Source organism: Calothrix sp. NIES-2100 (assembly GCF_963875285.1).
Lineage (GTDB): Bacteria > Cyanobacteriota > Cyanobacteriia > Cyanobacteriales > Nostocaceae > Aulosira.
This window is the reverse complement of record NZ_CAWNLA010000001.1, coordinates 5,429,583-5,447,517: the sequence shown is the minus strand read 5'-3', so window position 1 is coordinate 5,447,517 and position 17,935 is coordinate 5,429,583. Positions and strand designations below refer to the sequence as shown.

Genomic DNA, 17,935 nt, shown 5'->3' with positions numbered 1-17,935 from the left:
AATATAAACTTTTAAACGATTTACATTTCTTAATTTAGTTGTGTTTTTTAGCGCCCACCTACTTACATCAATATTTGATGCTTATACTAAGCATATTTCAGCACTTCTTCTATAGAAAAATTCCGCTGTGCGTTTAATTTGAGATACCGCTGTTTTTCTTCTATAAACTTTGTACCATAATATTCATATAGATCTGGTTCGGCTTTTTCATCAGATTGTGTCCATAGTTCCTCAAAGTGACGATAGCGCTTTTCACACATAACTAGTTCCATACAAGCGATCGCCGCCTGAACAAGTTGAGGAGTACGCAGTATATCATCTGTCTTACTTTTCTCATTCAAATGAAACACATGCGACACTAAACTCAAATCTTCAGATAATTCTAAATATCTATCTTGCAAATTTGAAATTAAGTCTACTTGCTGTGTAGGTAACTCTAAAATCTTTTGCCACAAAAAGCGGTGATGGGAAAGGCTAAATTGTAAGTCTCTTTCTTCTAATGCGTTGAAAATAGCTTGGCGCTGTTCAGGACAATGTAGGTAAATCCGCAATAATAAGCCTTCTGCGCGTTCTAACAAACCGCGTTCGCTAGCAGCAAATGAACTCTGGGAAGTTTTATTATTCTCCGATTTTCTCTTGATTGGTATCGGTTGAGAGTAGCTGTTAGGAGGAGAAATCTGAGTCAGCAAATTTTCGACTCGTAGCGGAATTAGTCTGCTATCTCCTAAGCTGAGGATTTCGGCGCAATAAGATATATAATAATTTTTGGTATCGTTGTTAACTATATTTTTAAGTAATTTTACTATGCTTTGGGTTACTTGCTGAAAATCTGTAGCCTGTTTTAAATCACGGTCTTTGGTAATTTGCTCAATCTGCCAATTGAGCCATAGGGGCGCATTAGTTAAGAGTTGGCGATAGTCGTCTGGGCTATGACTATGCAAGTACTCATCGGCATCTTTCCCATCGGGGATGTTGAGAATCTTTAGCTGGACTTCGCCCATATAAGCGAGTTCGGCAATTTCACCGATCGCTCTTTCGGCGGCATTATTTCCCGCTTTATCAGCATCAAAGTTGAGAACCAACTGTTTTGATTCGGTATAGCGTAATACCAGCTTGACTTGTTCTAAACTTAAGGCTGTACCCAAAGAAGCGATCGCATTATTAATCCCCGCCGAGTGGAGAGCGATCGCATCAAAATATCCTTCTACTACCACAGCTTGATCGAGTTGGGAAATCCCTCCTTTGGCTTGATCGAGGGCGAAGAGGGTTTTACCTTTACTAAAAAGCTCGGTTTCTGGGGAGTTAAGATACTTTGGTTGTTCATCGGTGAGGGTTCGCCCACCAAAAGCAATTACCCGCCCTTGGATGTCACGGATGGGAATCATTAGGCGATCGCGAAACACATCATAATAACCGCCCCCTTCTTTGCGGGGTTTAATCAATCCGGCTTTTTCTACTAGTTGCACTGGGTAGTGTTTACTATCTACCAGATAACGATAGAGTGTTTCCCAGCCTGCGGGCGCATAACCTAAGCCAAACTGCTGTATTGTCTCTTCTTGAAGGAGGCGATCGCTTTTGAGATACTGTAATGCTTTTTGTCCTAGAGATTGTCTCAGGGCGTGTTGATAAAATTGCGCTGTCGAAGCGAGAACTTCATATAGCTGTTCGCGCAAAGATATCTGTCGTTGCAATTCTTGTCTTTGCTCAGGTTCCAGGGTTTGTACAGGTACTTGGTAACGCCTAGCTAAATCTAGAGTCACTTCCGCAAAGGAACGCTTGGACAAGTCCATTAAAAACTTAATTGCATTTCCCCCTGCTTGACAGCCAAAGCAAAAGTACATCTGCTTAGTCTGACTGACAGTAAAGCTAGGGGTTTTCTCATCATGGAACGGGCATAAACCCACAAAATCTTTACCGCGCTTGCGTAAAACTACGTACTCAGAGACGACATCTACAATATCAGCGCGTTGTTTAACTTCTTCAATTGTATCTGGGTGCAAGCGAGGGATGTACATATTTTGTCAGTTGTCAGTTGTCATTTGTCATTTGTCATTTGTCATTTGTCATTTGTCCCCCTTGTCCCCCTTGTCCCCTCATCCCCCTTCTTTTTCCTTGGGGCTGTTTTCTGCAAAAACTTGGGAGAAATAACAAAGGACAAATGATCAAGGACTCCTGATGGCTATTATATTGTTGTTGCTCAACCAAGAATGATATACAGGATTGCTTAGACTGATTCTTACAAGAGGAAATACTGAAGATGGGGCGTATTTTTATTTCTGCTGCTCACGGAGGCAAAGAAACTGGGGGAATTGATCCAGGGACGATCGCAGGCGGGACAACAGAGGCTAAAGAAATGATTCTGTTGCGGGATTTGATTGTAACCGAATTGCGAGCGCGTAATTTTGAAGTTTTAGCAGTTCCCGATGACCTGAGTGCAGCCAATACTATCGCCTGGATCAATTCCCGTGGTCGTTCGACTGATGTGGCGTTAGAAATTCACGCTGATGCAGCTAGTAGTCCTAGTGTGCGGGGGGCTAGTGTGTTCTATATTGCCAGCAATAATCAACGTAAAAGCAATGCGGAACTTTTACTTTTAGGACTGTTGCGCCGTGTACCCCAGTTACCGAATCGGGGAGTCAAGCCTGATAGCGATACTGGATTGGGTAAGTTGGTATTTTGCAGACAGACTGCGATCGCTTCTTTGTTAATGCAAGTAGGTTTCCTCAGTAGTCCGGAAGACCGTTCTTTACTCCAAAATCGTCGTCGCGATTTTGCTTTGGGAATTGCTGATGGATTGGCTTCTTGGAGTCGGGCGATCGATCCTAATCAAGGAACTCCCCCAGAACCAAGTTATCCACCAATTAATATTAATATTAACGGGCAAAAATACTCAGAACAAGGGATATTAATTAATGGCAACGCTTACATTCCCATTGATTTGGCAGACCGCTTACGCGTTGACTTATCAAAAGTCCCAGAAGTTCGCCGAATTACCTATCATAAAGTAGTATATGTCAAAGCAGTTGAACTGCGAGATTTTAATGTTTCTGTTGGCTGGGATTCTGCAACTCGCACTGTAAATTTGCGGTCAATTTTAGTAGTTTGCCCTGGTCAATTTGACCGCATTGTATCGAATGGTAATACTTCAGAAGACCAATTACAGCGATTTCTGAAAAACAATAATGAAAATGGTTTAGTGCAATTTCCCGACATCCCAAAACTTTATCGAGAAGAAGCGAGTACAGAGGGGATCAACTACGATATTGCTTTTTGTCAAATGTGTGTTGAAACCGGATTTTTACGCTTTGGTGGTGATATTACACCAGTACAAAATAACTTTGCTGGTTTAGGTACAATTGGCGGTAGTGCACAAGCAGCATCTTTTGAAAGTGCCAGAATTGGTGTGAGAGCGCACATCCAACATTTAAAAGCTTACGCCAGTTTAGAACCTTTGGTGAACGATGTTGTCGATCCCCGGTTTCGTTTTGTCACCCGTGGTATTGCTCCCTTAATCGATCAGTTATCAGGGCGCTGGTCAGCAGATTTAGATTATGGTGTGAAGATTACCGCCATGCTCAAACGCTTGTATGAGTCAGCAGGGTTTTTATGATTGTTGAATCAATAGCGGTTTAAATGTTCTAGAGCTTCTCCTCACATAAAAAACTCTGTAAATATTCATATAAAACTGTTTTATGTCAAAATTTTGCAGTTACTTAACTCTGTATCTAAAAACTTTGTAAGATGGCTAATACAGATTGCAAATAATACTTCATGCGTCGAGATTCAATCTTTTATAAACTGTTTCAACAATTTCCTAACCTGTTGTTTCAATTACTAGCAACACCGCCGACTAATGCAGAAGCTTATCGATTTGATTCAGTAGCTGTCAAAGAACCTACATTTGAGATTGATGGAGTATTTCTTCCACCTGACAATGAAGGTGCTGGAGTTGTATATTTTTGTGAAGTACAGTTTCAAAAAGATGAACAGCTTTACGAAAGATTATTTGCAGAATCTTCACTATATTTCTATCGTAATCGTGCCAGATTTAGCGATTGGCAAGCAGTTATAATTTATCCATCACGCAATATCGAACAAAATGATATTAATCCCCATCGCTCATTACTGAACGGTGGACAAGTGCATAGAGTGTATTTGGATGAATTAGGAGATATTCGTCAGTTACCTTTATGGGTAGCGCTGATGGTACTCACTACGGTAGAAGAAGAACAAGCACCAGCAGCAGCCAAGTATTTGTTAACAAGAACTAGTCAAGAAGTAACTGAACAAGCAAGTCGCGCCATAATAGAGATGATTACGACAATTATGGTGTACAAATTTGAACAATTAAGCAGAAGGGAGGTAGAGTCAATGTTAGACATCACACTCAAGCAAACGCGAGTTTACCGAGAAATCAAGGAGGAAGGGCGAGAAGAAGCAACATTTAACCTCGTTATTCGACAACTAACTAAGCGGTTTGCAGAACTTCCAGGGGAAATGCGTTCGTCAATTGCTGATTTACCTTTGCCTGTTCTGGAAGATTTGAGCGAAGCATTGTTAGATTTTACCAGTTTGGCTGATTTACAGGCTTGGTTAGACAGACGATAACTTAAACTATACGAACTAAAATACCCAATCCTCTAATTATTTTTCTCTTTGTATTCATCAGACTTAGCTACAGGTAAACCCTATGTGACGGAGAGTTTTTCTGACTAATACTGTAACGCGCGATCGCTTCGATCATCCTCTTACCAGTTGCAGCTGTCAAAGCATCATGCTGCTTCTCAAAGCTGGTGAGGTTACACTTCAACAAGCATCGAGTCCGATCGCAGTTCTGGTATCAGAGTTTTTTTACCCCCCTCATTCCCCTCAGTATAAAAAGCTGCTCTTTATCTCTCCACCGCAAGCGGGGGAGGGGTTAGGGGTAATGTCAAATAAGCTACCTGCAAATCTTCTCGTTAGGAAATGCGATCGCATTCTTTAACGCTTTTTTAACTCTGGGAAAATAAAAATTGGAGCATTGCGTATTGGGCATTTCCCTCATCCCCTTGTCTTTTTTTCATGTATTGTCCTCTGGGTTTTTTTCAGTGAATCAGTTTCTCTATTAAATATTACATCCTGATGTAAAGTTAAGTTAACAAGTCTTGAAAAACATTTAAAATTCAGAATTTAAAATAAAATACAAAATCCAAGTTTTAAACTATATTTAGCAAAATTAAAAATCTCCAACTACAGAAATCGGAGATTTTGTCACTAGTAGGGTAAAAGCAAAGGAATTGTTAAAAAATTATAAAAAAAAACTTTACTGGCAACAAGGAGTGAAACTCTTGCAAAGCACTTACTCCAAAAGAAGATAGAGTATTAAAATGCCATCAAAAACAAGAAGCTGACAACTGACAACTGACACACGAAGCGAGTAAATAGCATACAAATGCGCCAAAATAACTAGGCATAATTTATTTTGAACTGAGATGTCATATGTTCTTGATAAAGTAACTCTCGAGCTTCTATAAATTAGCTTCGAGTTAACAAAAACCTTGATTTTTCAAACATTAAGATTGCCACAAATTTTAGCGGCTAATAATTTACACAAACGTTATGAAGAATTAATACAATGATAGATACAATACACTAGAGTAAATAGTATGTTGAAGAGAAGTAATCGAACCCAAAAAAAGATACAACCGGAGTAGGGGAGGCAAAAAGCAAGGACACTTTGTTAATAAGGGTTGTTGGAGCAGCTAAGGCTGTAGATACCTGAAAGGCTTTGTGCCCAAGGCATCCAAGCTTTGATTCCCGTAAGTGGCGTGCGATTGGCGTCCCAAAATTAATTTCAGAGTATTTGTGAGGTTGGTGTAACATATAAACCTCCGGCTAGAGGCGATCGCTACTAGCACCAGATTAAAAGAGACACTAGAATCCGGTTTTTTCCAACCCCTTTGCGCTCTCAGGATTCCGAGATTAACTTGCATAAAGATTGGGCATTGGCCAAACAGGGCATTGGGCATTGGGCAATAGTCATTTGTCTTCCTTGTCTCCCTTGTCCTCCTTGTCTCCCTCATCCCCCCTCATCTCCTCTGCCCCTAGCCCCTCTGCCCCTACTCCCTAATCCCTCCCATTATTCGGGGAACTCAGCTAAATCAAAAGGAAAACCCCAATGAAGATTGGTATCCCAAAGGAAGTCTACCCTGGTGAACAGCGTGTAGCAGCCACGCCAGAAACAGCCAAACGGTTGCAAAAGCTTGGTTTTGATGTAATTTTGGAAAGCAATGCGGGTTGTGGCGCAAATTTTGCGGATGATGCTTACACCCAAGCCAAATGTCAGATTGTTCCAGATGCTGCAACTCTATGGTCCCAGGCAGATATCGTACTCAAGGTGCGTGCACCCCAAATGCACCCAGAACTAGGTAAACATGAAACAGAGTTGCTGCGCGAGGGAGGCAAGCTGATCAGTTTTATCTGGCCTGCCCAAAATCCAGAACTGTTACAAAAACTAGTAGAACGCAAAGCTACAGTATTGGCGATGGATGCGATCCCCCGCATCAGTCGGGCGCAAAAACTGGATGCTTTAAGTTCAATGGCCAACCTCGCCGGCTATCGGGCGGTGATTGAAGCGGCTAACAATTTTGGACGCTTCTTTAACGGTCAGATTACCGCAGCGGGAAAAGTACCGCCAGCCAAGGTGTTGATCATTGGTGTGGGTGTAGCGGGATTAGCCGCGATCGGTACTGCTAACGGATTGGGTGCAATTGTCCGGGCATTTGATACCCGCTTGGTTGTCAAAGAGCAAGTACAAAGCCTAGGCGCAGAATTTCTCGAACTCAACTTTGCCGAAGATGGTAGTGGTGAAGGCGGCTACGCCAAGGTGATGAGCGACGAATTCATCAAGGCGGAGATGGAACTGTTTGCAGAGCAAGCGCAAGAAGTTGACATCATTATCACCACAGCCCTGATCCCCGGTAAGAAAGCACCTGTGCTGATTACCCAGGAAATGGTTGAGAGCATGAAAGAAGGGTCTGTAATTGTCGATTTGGCAGCAGAGCAAGGTGGTAATTGTGCTTGTACTCACCCTGGTGAAGTCTATCGTCACAAAGGAGTAACGATAGTAGGTTTGACCGATCTACCCAGCCGGATGGCACAACAAGCAAGTCAGCTTTACGGTAACAATCTTTGCCATCTGCTGGAAGAAATGGGAGGGGCTAAAAATTTCACAGTCAATCTTGAAGATGAAGTAATTAGAGGTGCTTTAGTTACTCATGCTGGCGGTATTACTTATCCGCCACCAAAGGTGGAGAAAAAAGTAGAGGTAACACCACAGCCGGTTGGCGCAAAGCAAGAAACCCAAAAAGAGCCGGAGCCAGTATTAACAACCGCTACCGCCCCAATGAAGAGTTCCGCCAAAGGTGGGAGTAACTTGATCTGGCTGCTGTTAGTTGGTGCAGCTTTAGTTGGGATCGGCATGAATGCGCCCTCAGAATTCCTCTCTCACTTCATCGTCTTTGTCCTCGCCTGCTTTGTTGGTTGGCAAGTAATTTGGAATGTGAAACCAGCTTTACACACACCACTGATGAGCGTTACTAACGCCATTAGCGGCATCATCATTATTGGCGGGATGTTGCAAATATCTGGAGCATCCAACTTATCGACCAGTATTCTAGGAGCGATCGCCATTTTCGTGGGAACGATTAACATTTCCGGTGGGTTCCTAGTCACCCAACGTATGCTCAAAATGTTCCAAAAATAGCAGGAAATTATGTCAAACAACTTACTGACAGTAGCGTATATTGTGGCTAGCGCCCTCTTCATTCTCAGCTTGGGGGGGCTATCCGATCAGGGAACAGCCCGCAAAGGCAACGTCTATGGGATTGTGGGCATGGTAATTGCCTTTGGGGCTACCGCACTCACCTTAAATACAAATGCTTACGGCACCTTGGCCGCAGTTGCGATCCCCGGAGCCGTGATTGGTGCGATTGTCGCGGCGCGGGTAGCGATGACAGCCATGCCAGAATTAGTGGCAATTCTGCATAGTTTTGTGGGTGCAGCCGCAGTTCTCGTGGGAATTGCCAATTATCTCCAAGAAACGCCATCGCTCACTTCTGTAGAATCGACAATCCACCAAATAGAAATATTTATTGGTGTATTTATTGGTGCAATCACCTTTACAGGTTCCATCGTTGCCTTTGGTAAACTCAGGGGGATCATCACCAGCAAACCTGTACTTCTCCCTGGACGGCACTTATTGAACTTGACTATCCTTGCAGCTTCCATCTGGCTTGGTAGTCAGTTTATTGGTACAGCGGGGATCGCTGGACTGCAACCTTTATTAATCATGTCTGCAATTGCCGCAGTCTTGGGCATTCATCTGGTAATGGCCATTGGCGGTGCTGATATGCCGGTGGTGATTTCTATGCTGAACAGCTACTCTGGATGGGCTGCTGCTGCTGCTGGGTTCATGTTATCCAACGATTTGTTGATCATTACCGGTGCTTTGGTAGGTAGTAGCGGGGCGATCCTCAGCTACATCATGTGCAAAGCCATGAACCGTTCCTTCATCAGCGTTATTTTAGGAGGCTTTGGCGCTCAGACAAGTACTGCAACTGCTGTTGATGGCGCACAGCCAGAGGGTACAGTTAACTCCACCACAGTGGAAGACACAGTGGAAATTCTCTGCCGTGCCAAGAGTGTAATCATTGTTCCTGGCTATGGTATGGCAGTAGCGCAAGCACAACATGGAGTTTCAGAAATTGTCAAACGACTGCGCACTCGCGGTATTAAAGTTCGCTTTGGTATCCATCCTGTAGCCGGTCGGATGCCGGGACACATGAACGTGCTGTTAGCAGAAGCGAAAGTACCCTACGACATCGTTTTAGAGATGGATGAAATCAATGAGGATTTCACTGAGACTGATGTAGTATTGGTGATTGGTGCGAATGACACCGTTAACCCCAGCGCTTTAGAAAACCCCAATAGCCCGATTGCGGGAATGCCAGTACTTGAGGTTTGGAAAGCTACTACTGTTATCGTCATGAAGCGCAGTATGGCTAGTGGCTACGCCGGAGTGGAAAACCCCCTATTCTACAAGGCAAATACCTTGATGTTGTTTGGCGATGCCAAGAAAAATATTGATGCTACCGTTGCTAACCTTGCACAATTGAGCAACGAAAGCGCCAACCTCAAGCTAGTCGCTAAACCAGTATTGTCTGCATAACCAATGTTGGTTAAAAGACTTAATTTTAACTGACATAGCAATCTTAAATCATTCATGAACAGCCAAATCCCCGACTTCTTAAAGAAGTCGGGGATTTGAGATTGAAGGAAATTGAAACCTTAAAGAAAGAAAATTTACTAAATAACTCAATATAAATTAACAAAAGAGATAAGAAAAGAAATAGACAATAGTGCTGAATATTAAATCTATTATTAAATAGTCCATATCTAGGACTTTTATTATTTATTATTCCTTTTCCAAGGTTTTAGTGCTGCTTTTGTCAGATGTATGTGTGGAATAAACAGTAAATGTTTCATTCTCCAGAAGATTCTTCTTCTAACTCAGTTTCTAAAACCGCATAAATATCTTGTCTATCACCTTCTCGTCGCATTCCCACACCCACAATAACAACAATAATTCGCTCTCGCTCAACACGATAAACAATGCGATAGCGTTGACCAACTGCCCTAACACTACGATAACCTTGAAATTGACCTGTTAGAGCTTTACCCTGTTTTTCTGGTTCTATTTTGAGTTTTTCGATTTTTTGACGCAGTGCTTTTTGTTCTCTTTGATCTTTAACATTTTTAAGTAACTTAATAGCTAAAGGGATAAACTCAATTTCATATTCCATAATTTACCATTCTAATTCTTTCATGGCATCCGACCAACTTACCCTTTGACCTTCTTTATCTTCCTTGATTCCAGCTATTAATTGTTCTTTAAATTGTGGATCTGATAAAATATCCATAGTTTCTAACATAGAAAGGTATCGCTCATAACTAATAGCTACCATTACTGGTAATCCTTCATTTGTAATGATTACAGGTTCATTGTCTAACTGTTCTGACAGTTGAAGAAGCTGGTCTTTTGCTTCATTAATGTTAATTGATTTAGACATTTCAAGACATTTTGTTCACAATAAACTTAGCCTATCATAAAAATTATATTTCCAGGACTTACGCAACTGGCACAGCGCGATCGCATCGCGCTGCAATTTAATTACATCGGTCTGTTATTCCATAACATCGGCTTGTTATATTAATGCATCGGTCTGTTATTCCATAACATCGGCTTGTTATTCCATAACATCGGCTTGTTATATTAATGCATCGGTCTGTTATGCCATAACATCGGTCTGTTATATTAATACATCGCCCTGTTATGGCATAACATCGGCTTGTTATATTAATACATCGCCCTGTTATGCCATAATATCGGCTGACAATGCGATCGCTCCGTTGCGGCTCTACTACTGTTTAGTGTTTAGCACAGAGCGCACAATTGGTAAATTAACGATAAAAACTGAACCTTCATTGGGCTTACTTCTCACAGAAATAAAACCACCGCAACGCCAAAGTAACTGTTGCACCACCGTTAACCCTAACCCAGGGCTGCTAGATTCATCCGTTGTACTTGAACGCACACGATAAAAGCTCTCAAAGACTTTGGGAATCTCTGTTTCCGCGATACCGATACCTGTGTCACGGACTTCTAGTTGCACATAATCGCCGTGTACGCGCGATCGCACCCACACTTGCCCGCCACTGGGGGTAAATTTTATACTGTTATGCAGTAGATTAATCACAATCAGCCGCAACCCGCCACTCACACACCATGCAGATGGCTGTTCTGTGGGCACTGTGTAGGCTAGCATAATTCCTTTTTCCTGGGCTACAGGCTGGTAGGTACTCACAATTCCTGGAACAACATCCGCTAAGCAAACTGCTTCTAAAGGTGAATGTTGTAAATTGCGCTCCAGATGTACTAAATCTAACAGACCAGTAATTAAAGAATTTTGGCGATCGCACTGGTTATTTAACATTTGTAAATAACGTTGCCGTTGGGGAGGTTTCAGGTTGGGAGAATTTAATAACGACAGCGCTGTTTTCATGTGAGTGAGGGGTGTACGCAACTCCTGACAGACATTGCTTAAGTATTCATCTTTGATTTGCGCTTTGTGGTATAGCTTCTGATTTTGTTGCTGCAACTTGGAAAGCCGCTTTGTCATCAATTGCTGATTAATTTCATTTTGCCGCTGGACTTGTTTGACTAACAGCTGATTCATCAGGGCTGAGTCTGGTACACTGGGGCAAATAAAATCAGCCGGGATTATCGTCGCTGATTCTGGTGTTCTGCTTTCTATAATTCCATCTAGGACTCGCTCAATTACTCTACCTTCGACAGTAGTCATTGCCAATAAAGGCAGAGGTTTTCTATTTCCCTTCCTGACGATTTGGGTTTTACGTCTTTTGAGCGGTCGATGAGCCAAAATTAAACTGCAAAACTGTGGCGACAATGCTATAACAAAATACTCCCTTTGTATATATCTATTTGGTAATAACTTAATAGATAAGTTATCGGGTGTTGGGCTAAGATATACACTCTCTGTCGCTTCCCCTTTTCGCCTCTGCTCAACCTGGCAATTATAAATGACAACAGGCACATCTACGGCGGACTGATAACGCCATAATTCTGATTGCCAAATTTTTCCCGGCGGTAGCTTTACCCATAAAGTCGCTACAATTTTTTGCTCAATCAGTAAGTCAATTTGTGACCTAAGTAGTGATAGCAGAGTCGCCGGACTAAGGGGTAATGGTTGGGGAGGCGCTTGCATTGCCAAAGCCAACTGATAAATCGACAGATCCTGAGCTAGAGAATCATTCATGAGTCAAGCAGAAGCAAAAGGGATAGAGAAGAATAGAGTCAAATATAATTCGGTCTTTGTTTTTCACCCTGATGTTTACCTTGGTTACGAGAAAGCTAAGAAAATTAATATTAATTATGAATTCTGGAAAATTAATTTTAAAACTAATGGAGTGTATCACTTACCATATAATGTCGCAAGCATTGCTGACTTGAAATAAGTGAAAAATTTAAAATTTATTATTGGCTTTTATTGATATCTAAATAGGAATTTGCACAATGATGGCGACACATGGATTCACCAGCCCGCCATACTCTCAGCAGCCAATAGCATCAAAAATAGGGACGCTAACAATAGCGCCCCTAACACCAAAAATCGAATTCTAGATTAATTTTAAATTTTCAATCTGGCTTGTAAAGCGGCTCGTGCTTGTTCTCGGTCATCAAAGTGAATTTTTTCAGTACCGAGAATTTGGTAATCTTCGTGACCTTTGCCAGCAAGTAACACTCCATCTCCTGGTTGGGCTTGTAAAATTGCAGTCCGAATGGCGGTAGCGCGATCGCCAATTACAGTGGTATTTGCTGTATTGGAAATGCCTGCTACAATATCTTGTAAAATCCTTTCGGGGTCTTCAGTGCGGGGATTATCTGAAGTTACCACCGCCACATCGGCTAATTGAGCAGCAATATTTCCCATTTTTGGGCGCTTAGTGCGATCGCGATCGCCACCACAGCCAAACACACAAATCATCTTACCAGGAATAAACGGACGAGCAGCTTTGAGCAAATTCTCCAAACTATCTGGTGTATGGGCATAATCCACAATTACGCTGATATCTTGGTTAGCAGTTACCTGTACCCGCTCCATTCTTCCGGGAACGCCAGGAAACTCAGGTATACTAGCTGCAACTAACTGCAAATCTAGACCTAAGTGTAAAACTGCGGCGACAGCTGCCAAAAGATTTTCTAAATTATACTGACCAACTAAAGGTGAACGAAAAGCCACATCACCCTTGGGTGTATGTAGTGTCCCACTCACACCATTAGGTTCATAATTAAGATCGCTCATCCAAAAATCAGCGCGATCATTGACACTGTAACTCCAAACTCTGTCTGGACTCAAAGAAGCAATTAATCTTTGTCCGTAAGCATCATCAGCATTAATGATTGCCCGCCCTTTGAGATAATTGGGACTAAATAACAATGCTTTCGCCGCAAAATAATCTTCCATATCGCGGTGATAGTCCAGGTGATCTTGAGTGAGATTGCTAAACACTCCCACCTCAAACTCACAACCTAATACTCTACCTTGGGCTAAAGCATGGGAACTAACTTCCATGACTCCATACTCACAACCAGCATCGACAGCTTGTGCTAGCTGTTGTTGCAGTTCCACCGCAAACGGTGTGGTATGGACAGCAGTTTCTGCAAAACCAGGCCAGCGCGTGTAGAGAGTTCCCATCAAAGCTGTGGGGAGATTTGCTTTCCCCAACAGAAATTCAATCAAATGTGTAGTGGTAGTTTTACCATTAGTACCAGTGACACCAAATAATTTGAGTTTTTTTCCCGGATAATCATAAAAAGCACCTGCTAATTGGGCACAGGCTTGAGTCATGTCACTCGCACTAATGACAACAGCCTCAGTATTAGGCGGATTTTTCTCCACAGCTTGGGGAGATACCACCGCCGCTACTGCACCTGATGCGATCGCACTTGGCCAAAATTCTCCACCATCTACCCTAGTTCCTGGCATTCCAATAAACAAATCTCCCACACCACAAGCATGGGAATTTGTCTTTAAGCCTTGCACTTCTACATCCTCTAAAGCCGGATGGTTAGGTAATTGCTCTACAGAGTCTATCGCTGCTAGTAGTTCCCGCAGTTTCATTTTGTGAACCTCGTCACACGCTTTTCTTGCGCTTATTCTGCATTATTTTAATCATTGGGGAAATACTTACGCAGCATTTGCTCCAACTGCTGCACAGTAGCACGAGGCGAAGGACGTGGCAAAGGTTTCTCACTTACCTCACCCGCAGGGCTGTTCGATAAATATAAAACTGGTATCTCATACTGATACGCCAAAAACCAATCATCCCGCGTCGTAATATCGCGAATTTCTAACTCAAAAGCCAGATTTTGAATTTTCTCTAGCTTTTCCTGCAAACCTTCACATAAATGACATCCAGGTTTGCTATATAAAATTACTCGCATTTGCTGCCATCCTTGCGTTAACTCGCATTTCTACAAGAAATCATAGGCTTAAACCGGATGGGGATGTCTTTTAATCAGTTGTCCTCAATCAATTGTGAGAAAATGGAACAAAGAATGCGAAATCAGTCCATCATGAAGCGAGAATTTAACGTGATTATCGAGAGAGATGAGGATGGATACTTTGTTGCTTCTGTCCCAAGTCTTCCTGGGTGTCACACGCAGGCTAAATCTTTAGACGATTTAACTGAGCGCATTCAAGAAGCAATTTTACTGTGTCTAGAATTTGAAGATCAACAGCAAGATTCATTAGACTTTGTGGGTATCCAGCGAGTTGCAGTGGAAATATGAGCCAATTGCCAAGTGTGACTGGATACCAAGTCATTGACGCACTTGGTAAAGTAGGTTTTGAGGTTGCCAGGATACGTGGCAGTCATCATATTCTCATACATAGTGATGGACGCCGGACGGTAGTCCCTGTACATTCGGGTGAAACTATTGGTCGTGGTTTGCTGGCGCAAATACTCAGAGATTGCCAGATCACCCGTGATGAATTCAGAATGCTGTTGTGAACGCTGAATTTTTCGGTATCAGAGAATGTTATCTAAATGTAGAGCGATCGCTGAATTATCAGCTTTTGCTCACACAAGCGCTACATTAATTCACACTTCAAGTGCTGATTTATTGTTAACAAACTTATACTTATTTTCTATTTTGTTCATTGATTAACTTCATGCACCATGCACATCACTCTCTGCTAAGATTTTGCTAACTCACAACACTTACCGCATAAGCAGATATAACCAAATTTTAGCAACATTTTTTACTAATTAATTCTAGTCTCTATTATCAATCACACTTTATAATATGTGTAAATACGTAAGTATTTAATTGAAAGTTAGAGAGATAACAAGCTTTTCCAGTCATCCAGGTTTCGGTGCATCTACCTTTTAATACTTCAACACCAGGTATAAATACCGAATGATTAGTCCTGACTATTCACATGATTTAGACACAAGAATTGCCGAAGAGAGTTTGTTACACCGCATAACAACCAGAATTAGGCAATCTCTCGAACTCAAAGACATATTAACCACCAGCGTTACAGAAATTCGTTCATTTTTGAACACAGATCGGGTGATGGTATATCGGTTTGACAGCTACGGTAATGGAGAAGTCGTTGCGGAATCTATACATCAACAGCGTCTACCTTCAGTGTTAGGGCTGCACTTCCCCGCCAGTGATATTCCCCAAGAAGCACGAGATCTGTTTCTGCGGGCGCGACAACGCTCAATAGTGAATGTAGCCACTGGGCGCATTGGACTATCACCACTAGACAGTCCCGAAACTGGCAAATCTCTTAGTAGGGAAAATCTCTACTATCGCGCAGTAGACCAATGCCATATTGACTACCTGACGGCAATGGGTGTGCAGTCTTCGCTAGTAGTGCCAATTTTACACCACGACCCCAAAGACCAATTAGCAAAACCGCGACTGTGGGGATTATTGGTATCACACCACAGTACACCACGAACAGTGGAAAAACGGGAATTGCAATTAGTACAGCAAGTAGCCGATCACATAGCAGTGGCGATCGCCCAAAGTTACCTACTCAGCCAAGCCCGTGCAGAAAAACAGCAACAAGCGATCGCCAACCAAATCACCACCCTCTTACATGCCTTGCCCACAATCCAGTACCAATCAGCATTAGAAGCGACTATTGACACCTTTGGTGCGATCGGCGGCAGGCTTTACATTGAGCAGAATGCCGAATTATACATTTGTGGCGAACAACCAACATTGCCAGAGGGACAAGCAAACACTGTCATGGAACAGCATCCCCTATGGCAAGACTGGATAGCTGAATGCAAAATAGGCAACATTTGGGCAATTACTGATCTCCACAAAGAACCTCATTGGCAAGAACTAGCTCCCCTATTCCAACCAACAAAGATACGGGGGATGTTAGTAATTCCCCTGAACTACCGTCAAAGTTTTATTGGGATTTTAACTATTTTTCGGACTGAATTTGACAGCGAAATTCTGTGGGCAGGACAACGAGATACCAATGAGCGACAAAGGCTACCCCAGCTTTCATTTGCGGCTTGGCTAGAGGAGAAAAAAGGACAAGCGCCTGAGTGGAAGCCGGAAGAAATATCATTGGGACAAGCTATAGCCGATCAATTTGCGATCGCAATTCAGCAACAGCAAATGTACCAACAAGTACAAACACTGAATTCTAATTTAGAAGGTTTAGTAGCAGAGCGCACAGCTCAATTACAAAAATCTTTAGATTTTAGCAGGGTTATCAAGCAAGTTTCCGATCAAATACGTAGCAATCTAGACTACAAGGTCACCTTGCAAACTCTTGTGCAGGAAGTGCGGAAATTGCTCAAAACAGACAGGGTATTGATTTATAAACTTCACGATGACTCCGAAGGTGAAGTAGTTGTTGAAGATGCAGACAGTAACTTGCGTTCGATTTTGGGGATGAGAACACCATTAGAATGTTTTCCTGAAGAATCTGCCCGTCTTTACTTGCGCGGCAGAGTCAGAGCGATCAACAATACAGCCTCAGCAGATTTAACTCCTTGCCATCGAGAATTTTTACAAAGTCTCCAGATTAGAGCCAATTTAATTGTCCCAATTACAATGGGTAACCAATTATGGGGATTAATCATTGCTCATGAGTGTTTTGCACCCAGAAATTGGCAAGATGAGGAAATTGATTTGTTGCAGCATTTAGCTGATGAGGCGGTGCTGACTATTCAGCACGCACAACTATATGAAAACAGTCGCGCTGCGGAATCAGCCGCCACAGAACAAGCACAACACCTAGTGCAAGCGCTCGAGCAAATCCAAAAAACCCAGGCAAAACTAATTAAAAGTGAAAAAATGTCCAGCGTTGGACTATGGGCATTGAGTGTCGCACACCAAATCCAAAACCCTGTTAACTTTATCTCCACTAATCTTTCCGATATCAGCGACAGCATCCAAAAATTGCTAGAACTTTTGCGTTTGTATCAGTCATACTATCCTCACCCAAACGGTGAAATTACCTATCAGACAGAAGCAATTAATTTGGATTTTCTGATTAACAAACTACCTAAAATCCTGATATCAATGAAACTGCAAGCCGATCGCATCAACTCTATGATGTCATCTTTACGCAATTTTTCTTACCAAGATGTGGTAGCTCTGAAAATTGCTGACCAGTATGACAACTCGGAAATGAGAAATGTATTCTATGAGCGATCGTCTGAGGTCACAACAGAAAGCTGATAATTATGGGCATTTTTGACTAAGGGTATGATTTTGGCTGACATGAAGACGGGGAGACGCGGTGACATGGTGAGGGAGTTGCAGTCTGGGATACCACTTGCTTCCAGCCTGAAAACCTTTCCCACCCAATGGCTGCGCTTCCCCTCGATAGTGACGAAATGTAAAGTGACAAATGACAAATATAAATGTTAAAGCCCCTCTGCGATATTGCAGAGGGGCTTGTAAAGTTTATTTGCTAAAATTTTATTGCTTTTTTTAAAATGCGTTCATGATTGTGATAACGCTAGCGCTTGTCAACATGATCAGAACGCCCATCAGTAGAGATACACCCAAAGAACCAGAAGTTTTAGAATCGTTCATTTTTTATTGATCCCTGCAAGTTAAGGATTCCTTAAGAATATCAGGATTGTATTCTATATCCATATAAATACGGTAAAAGTTAAGATTACGTAAAGTTTCTTAGTAAATACTGTAGTAATTACTTATTTCCGACTTTGCTCAATTGCTGAAATTTAGACACCAGGCAGAATTGGCTTAACTTTCTACATCCAGATTTGATGACATTAACCAAATATATACTTTTCGAGTATA

General features: G+C 42.2%; 15 protein-coding genes. 8 read left to right on the top strand and 7 right to left on the bottom strand.

Translation table 11 applies throughout. The features are described from left to right. Positions 1 to 86 precede the first annotated feature (86 nt). Positions 87 to 2,015: a DNA primase gene (dnaG, locus tag AACU32_RS22270; RefSeq protein ID WP_096603312.1), complete on the bottom strand. Its 1,929-nt coding sequence runs from the start codon at positions 2,013 to 2,015 to the stop codon at positions 87 to 89. Between the two features lie 242 nt (positions 2,016 to 2,257). On the opposite strand from dnaG, the gene tftA reads away from it, so the two are divergent. Together tftA and AACU32_RS22260 are read left to right on the top strand one after the other, a co-directional pair. Next, positions 2,258 to 3,610 (top strand): hormogonium tapered terminus morphoprotein TftA, encoded by a 1,353-nt coding sequence (gene tftA, locus AACU32_RS22265; RefSeq protein WP_096603311.1) that lies wholly within the window; start codon positions 2,258 to 2,260, stop codon positions 3,608 to 3,610. 161 nt (positions 3,611 to 3,771) lie between these two features. Then, complete coding sequence (locus AACU32_RS22260; protein WP_096603309.1) at positions 3,772 to 4,608, top strand: Rpn family recombination-promoting nuclease/putative transposase; 837 nt, start codon at positions 3,772 to 3,774, stop codon at positions 4,606 to 4,608. 1,133 nt (positions 4,609 to 5,741) lie between these two features. Here the strand turns inward: AACU32_RS22260 and AACU32_RS22255 are convergent. Then, a complete protein-coding gene (locus AACU32_RS22255) occupies positions 5,742 to 6,008 on the bottom strand; it encodes a hypothetical protein (protein ID WP_339378169.1) in 267 nt (88 codons plus the stop codon). A 149-nt stretch (positions 6,009 to 6,157) separates the two neighbouring features. Here AACU32_RS22255 and pntA point away from each other — a divergent pair, with 149 nt between their 5' ends. Next, positions 6,158 to 7,744 (top strand): Re/Si-specific NAD(P)(+) transhydrogenase subunit alpha, encoded by a 1,587-nt coding sequence (gene pntA, locus AACU32_RS22250; RefSeq protein ID WP_096603305.1) that lies wholly within the window; start codon positions 6,158 to 6,160, stop codon positions 7,742 to 7,744. 9 nt (positions 7,745 to 7,753) lie between these two features. After that, positions 7,754 to 9,208: a Re/Si-specific NAD(P)(+) transhydrogenase subunit beta gene (gene pntB / locus AACU32_RS22245; RefSeq protein WP_096603304.1), complete on the top strand. Its 1,455-nt coding sequence runs from the start codon at positions 7,754 to 7,756 to the stop codon at positions 9,206 to 9,208. 313 nt (positions 9,209 to 9,521) lie between these two features. Here pntB and AACU32_RS22240 read toward each other — a convergent pair whose 3' ends face one another. The 3 genes from AACU32_RS22240 to AACU32_RS22230 all read right to left on the bottom strand — a co-directional run bounded on the left by AACU32_RS22240 (position 9,522) and on the right by AACU32_RS22230 (position 11,876). Next, entirely contained in the window at positions 9,522 to 9,842 is a 321-nt protein-coding gene (locus AACU32_RS22240; protein WP_096603303.1) for a type II toxin-antitoxin system RelE family toxin, read from the bottom strand. A 3-nt stretch (positions 9,843 to 9,845) separates the two neighbouring features. Beyond that, positions 9,846 to 10,109, bottom strand: a complete 264-nt coding sequence (locus AACU32_RS22235) for a type II toxin-antitoxin system Phd/YefM family antitoxin (protein WP_096603301.1) — start codon at positions 10,107 to 10,109, stop codon at positions 9,846 to 9,848. 351 nt (positions 10,110 to 10,460) lie between these two features. Further along, positions 10,461 to 11,876: a DICT sensory domain-containing protein gene (locus AACU32_RS22230; RefSeq protein ID WP_096603300.1), complete on the bottom strand. Its 1,416-nt coding sequence runs from the start codon at positions 11,874 to 11,876 to the stop codon at positions 10,461 to 10,463. Here AACU32_RS22230 and AACU32_RS22225 point away from each other — a divergent pair. Continuing rightward, complete coding sequence (locus AACU32_RS22225; protein ID WP_096603298.1) at positions 11,875 to 12,075, top strand: hypothetical protein; 201 nt, start codon at positions 11,875 to 11,877, stop codon at positions 12,073 to 12,075. The two genes, AACU32_RS22230 and AACU32_RS22225, sit on opposite strands and share 2 nt — an antisense overlap. Positions 12,076 to 12,248: 173 nt before the next feature. On the opposite strand, the gene AACU32_RS22220 is transcribed toward AACU32_RS22225, so the two are convergent. Then, positions 12,249 to 13,742, bottom strand: coding sequence for a UDP-N-acetylmuramoyl-L-alanyl-D-glutamate--2,6-diaminopimelate ligase (locus AACU32_RS22220; RefSeq protein WP_096603297.1), 1,494 nt, complete (start codon positions 13,740 to 13,742; stop codon positions 12,249 to 12,251). A gap of 47 nt (positions 13,743 to 13,789) precedes the next feature. Next, positions 13,790 to 14,065, bottom strand: coding sequence for a glutaredoxin family protein (locus AACU32_RS22215; RefSeq protein ID WP_096603295.1), 276 nt, complete (start codon positions 14,063 to 14,065; stop codon positions 13,790 to 13,792). A gap of 102 nt (positions 14,066 to 14,167) precedes the next feature. On the opposite strand from AACU32_RS22215, the gene AACU32_RS22210 reads away from it, so the two are divergent. The 3 genes from AACU32_RS22210 to AACU32_RS22200 all read left to right on the top strand — a co-directional run bounded on the left by AACU32_RS22210 (position 14,168) and on the right by AACU32_RS22200 (position 17,344). After that, positions 14,168 to 14,413, top strand: a complete 246-nt coding sequence (locus AACU32_RS22210) for a type II toxin-antitoxin system HicB family antitoxin (RefSeq protein WP_339378168.1) — start codon at positions 14,168 to 14,170, stop codon at positions 14,411 to 14,413. Further along, on the top strand, positions 14,410 to 14,634 hold the full coding sequence (locus tag AACU32_RS22205; protein WP_096603294.1) for a type II toxin-antitoxin system HicA family toxin: 225 nt from the start codon (positions 14,410 to 14,412) through the stop codon (positions 14,632 to 14,634). Before AACU32_RS22210 ends, AACU32_RS22205 begins: the two co-directional genes overlap by 4 nt. 409 nt (positions 14,635 to 15,043) lie before the next feature. Then, complete coding sequence (locus AACU32_RS22200; protein ID WP_096603292.1) at positions 15,044 to 17,344, top strand: GAF domain-containing protein; 2,301 nt, start codon at positions 15,044 to 15,046, stop codon at positions 17,342 to 17,344. The last annotated feature ends 591 nt before the right edge of the window (positions 17,345 to 17,935 follow it).

Bases quoted from the DNA above. Each gene is read 5' to 3' on its own strand.
- dnaG (WP_096603312.1), bottom strand. From the start codon at position 2,015: ATGTACATCCCTCGCTTGCACCCAGATACAATTGAAGAAGTTAAACAA.
- tftA (WP_096603311.1), top strand. From the start codon at position 2,258: ATGGGGCGTATTTTTATTTCTGCTGCTCACGGAGGCAAAGAAACTGGG.
- AACU32_RS22260 (WP_096603309.1), top strand. From the start codon at position 3,772: ATGCGTCGAGATTCAATCTTTTATAAACTGTTTCAACAATTTCCTAAC.
- AACU32_RS22255 (WP_339378169.1), bottom strand. From the start codon at position 6,008: ATGCCCAATGCCCTGTTTGGCCAATGCCCAATCTTTATGCAAGTTAAT.
- pntA (WP_096603305.1), top strand. From the start codon at position 6,158: ATGAAGATTGGTATCCCAAAGGAAGTCTACCCTGGTGAACAGCGTGTA.
- pntB (WP_096603304.1), top strand. From the start codon at position 7,754: ATGTCAAACAACTTACTGACAGTAGCGTATATTGTGGCTAGCGCCCTC.
- AACU32_RS22240 (WP_096603303.1), bottom strand. From the start codon at position 9,842: ATGGAATATGAAATTGAGTTTATCCCTTTAGCTATTAAGTTACTTAAA.
- AACU32_RS22235 (WP_096603301.1), bottom strand. From the start codon at position 10,109: ATGTCTAAATCAATTAACATTAATGAAGCAAAAGACCAGCTTCTTCAA.
- AACU32_RS22225 (WP_096603298.1), top strand. From the start codon at position 11,875: ATGAGTCAAGCAGAAGCAAAAGGGATAGAGAAGAATAGAGTCAAATAT.
- AACU32_RS22230 (WP_096603300.1), bottom strand. From the start codon at position 11,876: ATGAATGATTCTCTAGCTCAGGATCTGTCGATTTATCAGTTGGCTTTG.
- AACU32_RS22220 (WP_096603297.1), bottom strand. From the start codon at position 13,742: ATGAAACTGCGGGAACTACTAGCAGCGATAGACTCTGTAGAGCAATTA.
- AACU32_RS22215 (WP_096603295.1), bottom strand. From the start codon at position 14,065: ATGCGAGTAATTTTATATAGCAAACCTGGATGTCATTTATGTGAAGGT.
- AACU32_RS22210 (WP_339378168.1), top strand. From the start codon at position 14,168: ATGGAACAAAGAATGCGAAATCAGTCCATCATGAAGCGAGAATTTAAC.
- AACU32_RS22205 (WP_096603294.1), top strand. From the start codon at position 14,410: ATGAGCCAATTGCCAAGTGTGACTGGATACCAAGTCATTGACGCACTT.
- AACU32_RS22200 (WP_096603292.1), top strand. From the start codon at position 15,044: ATGATTAGTCCTGACTATTCACATGATTTAGACACAAGAATTGCCGAA.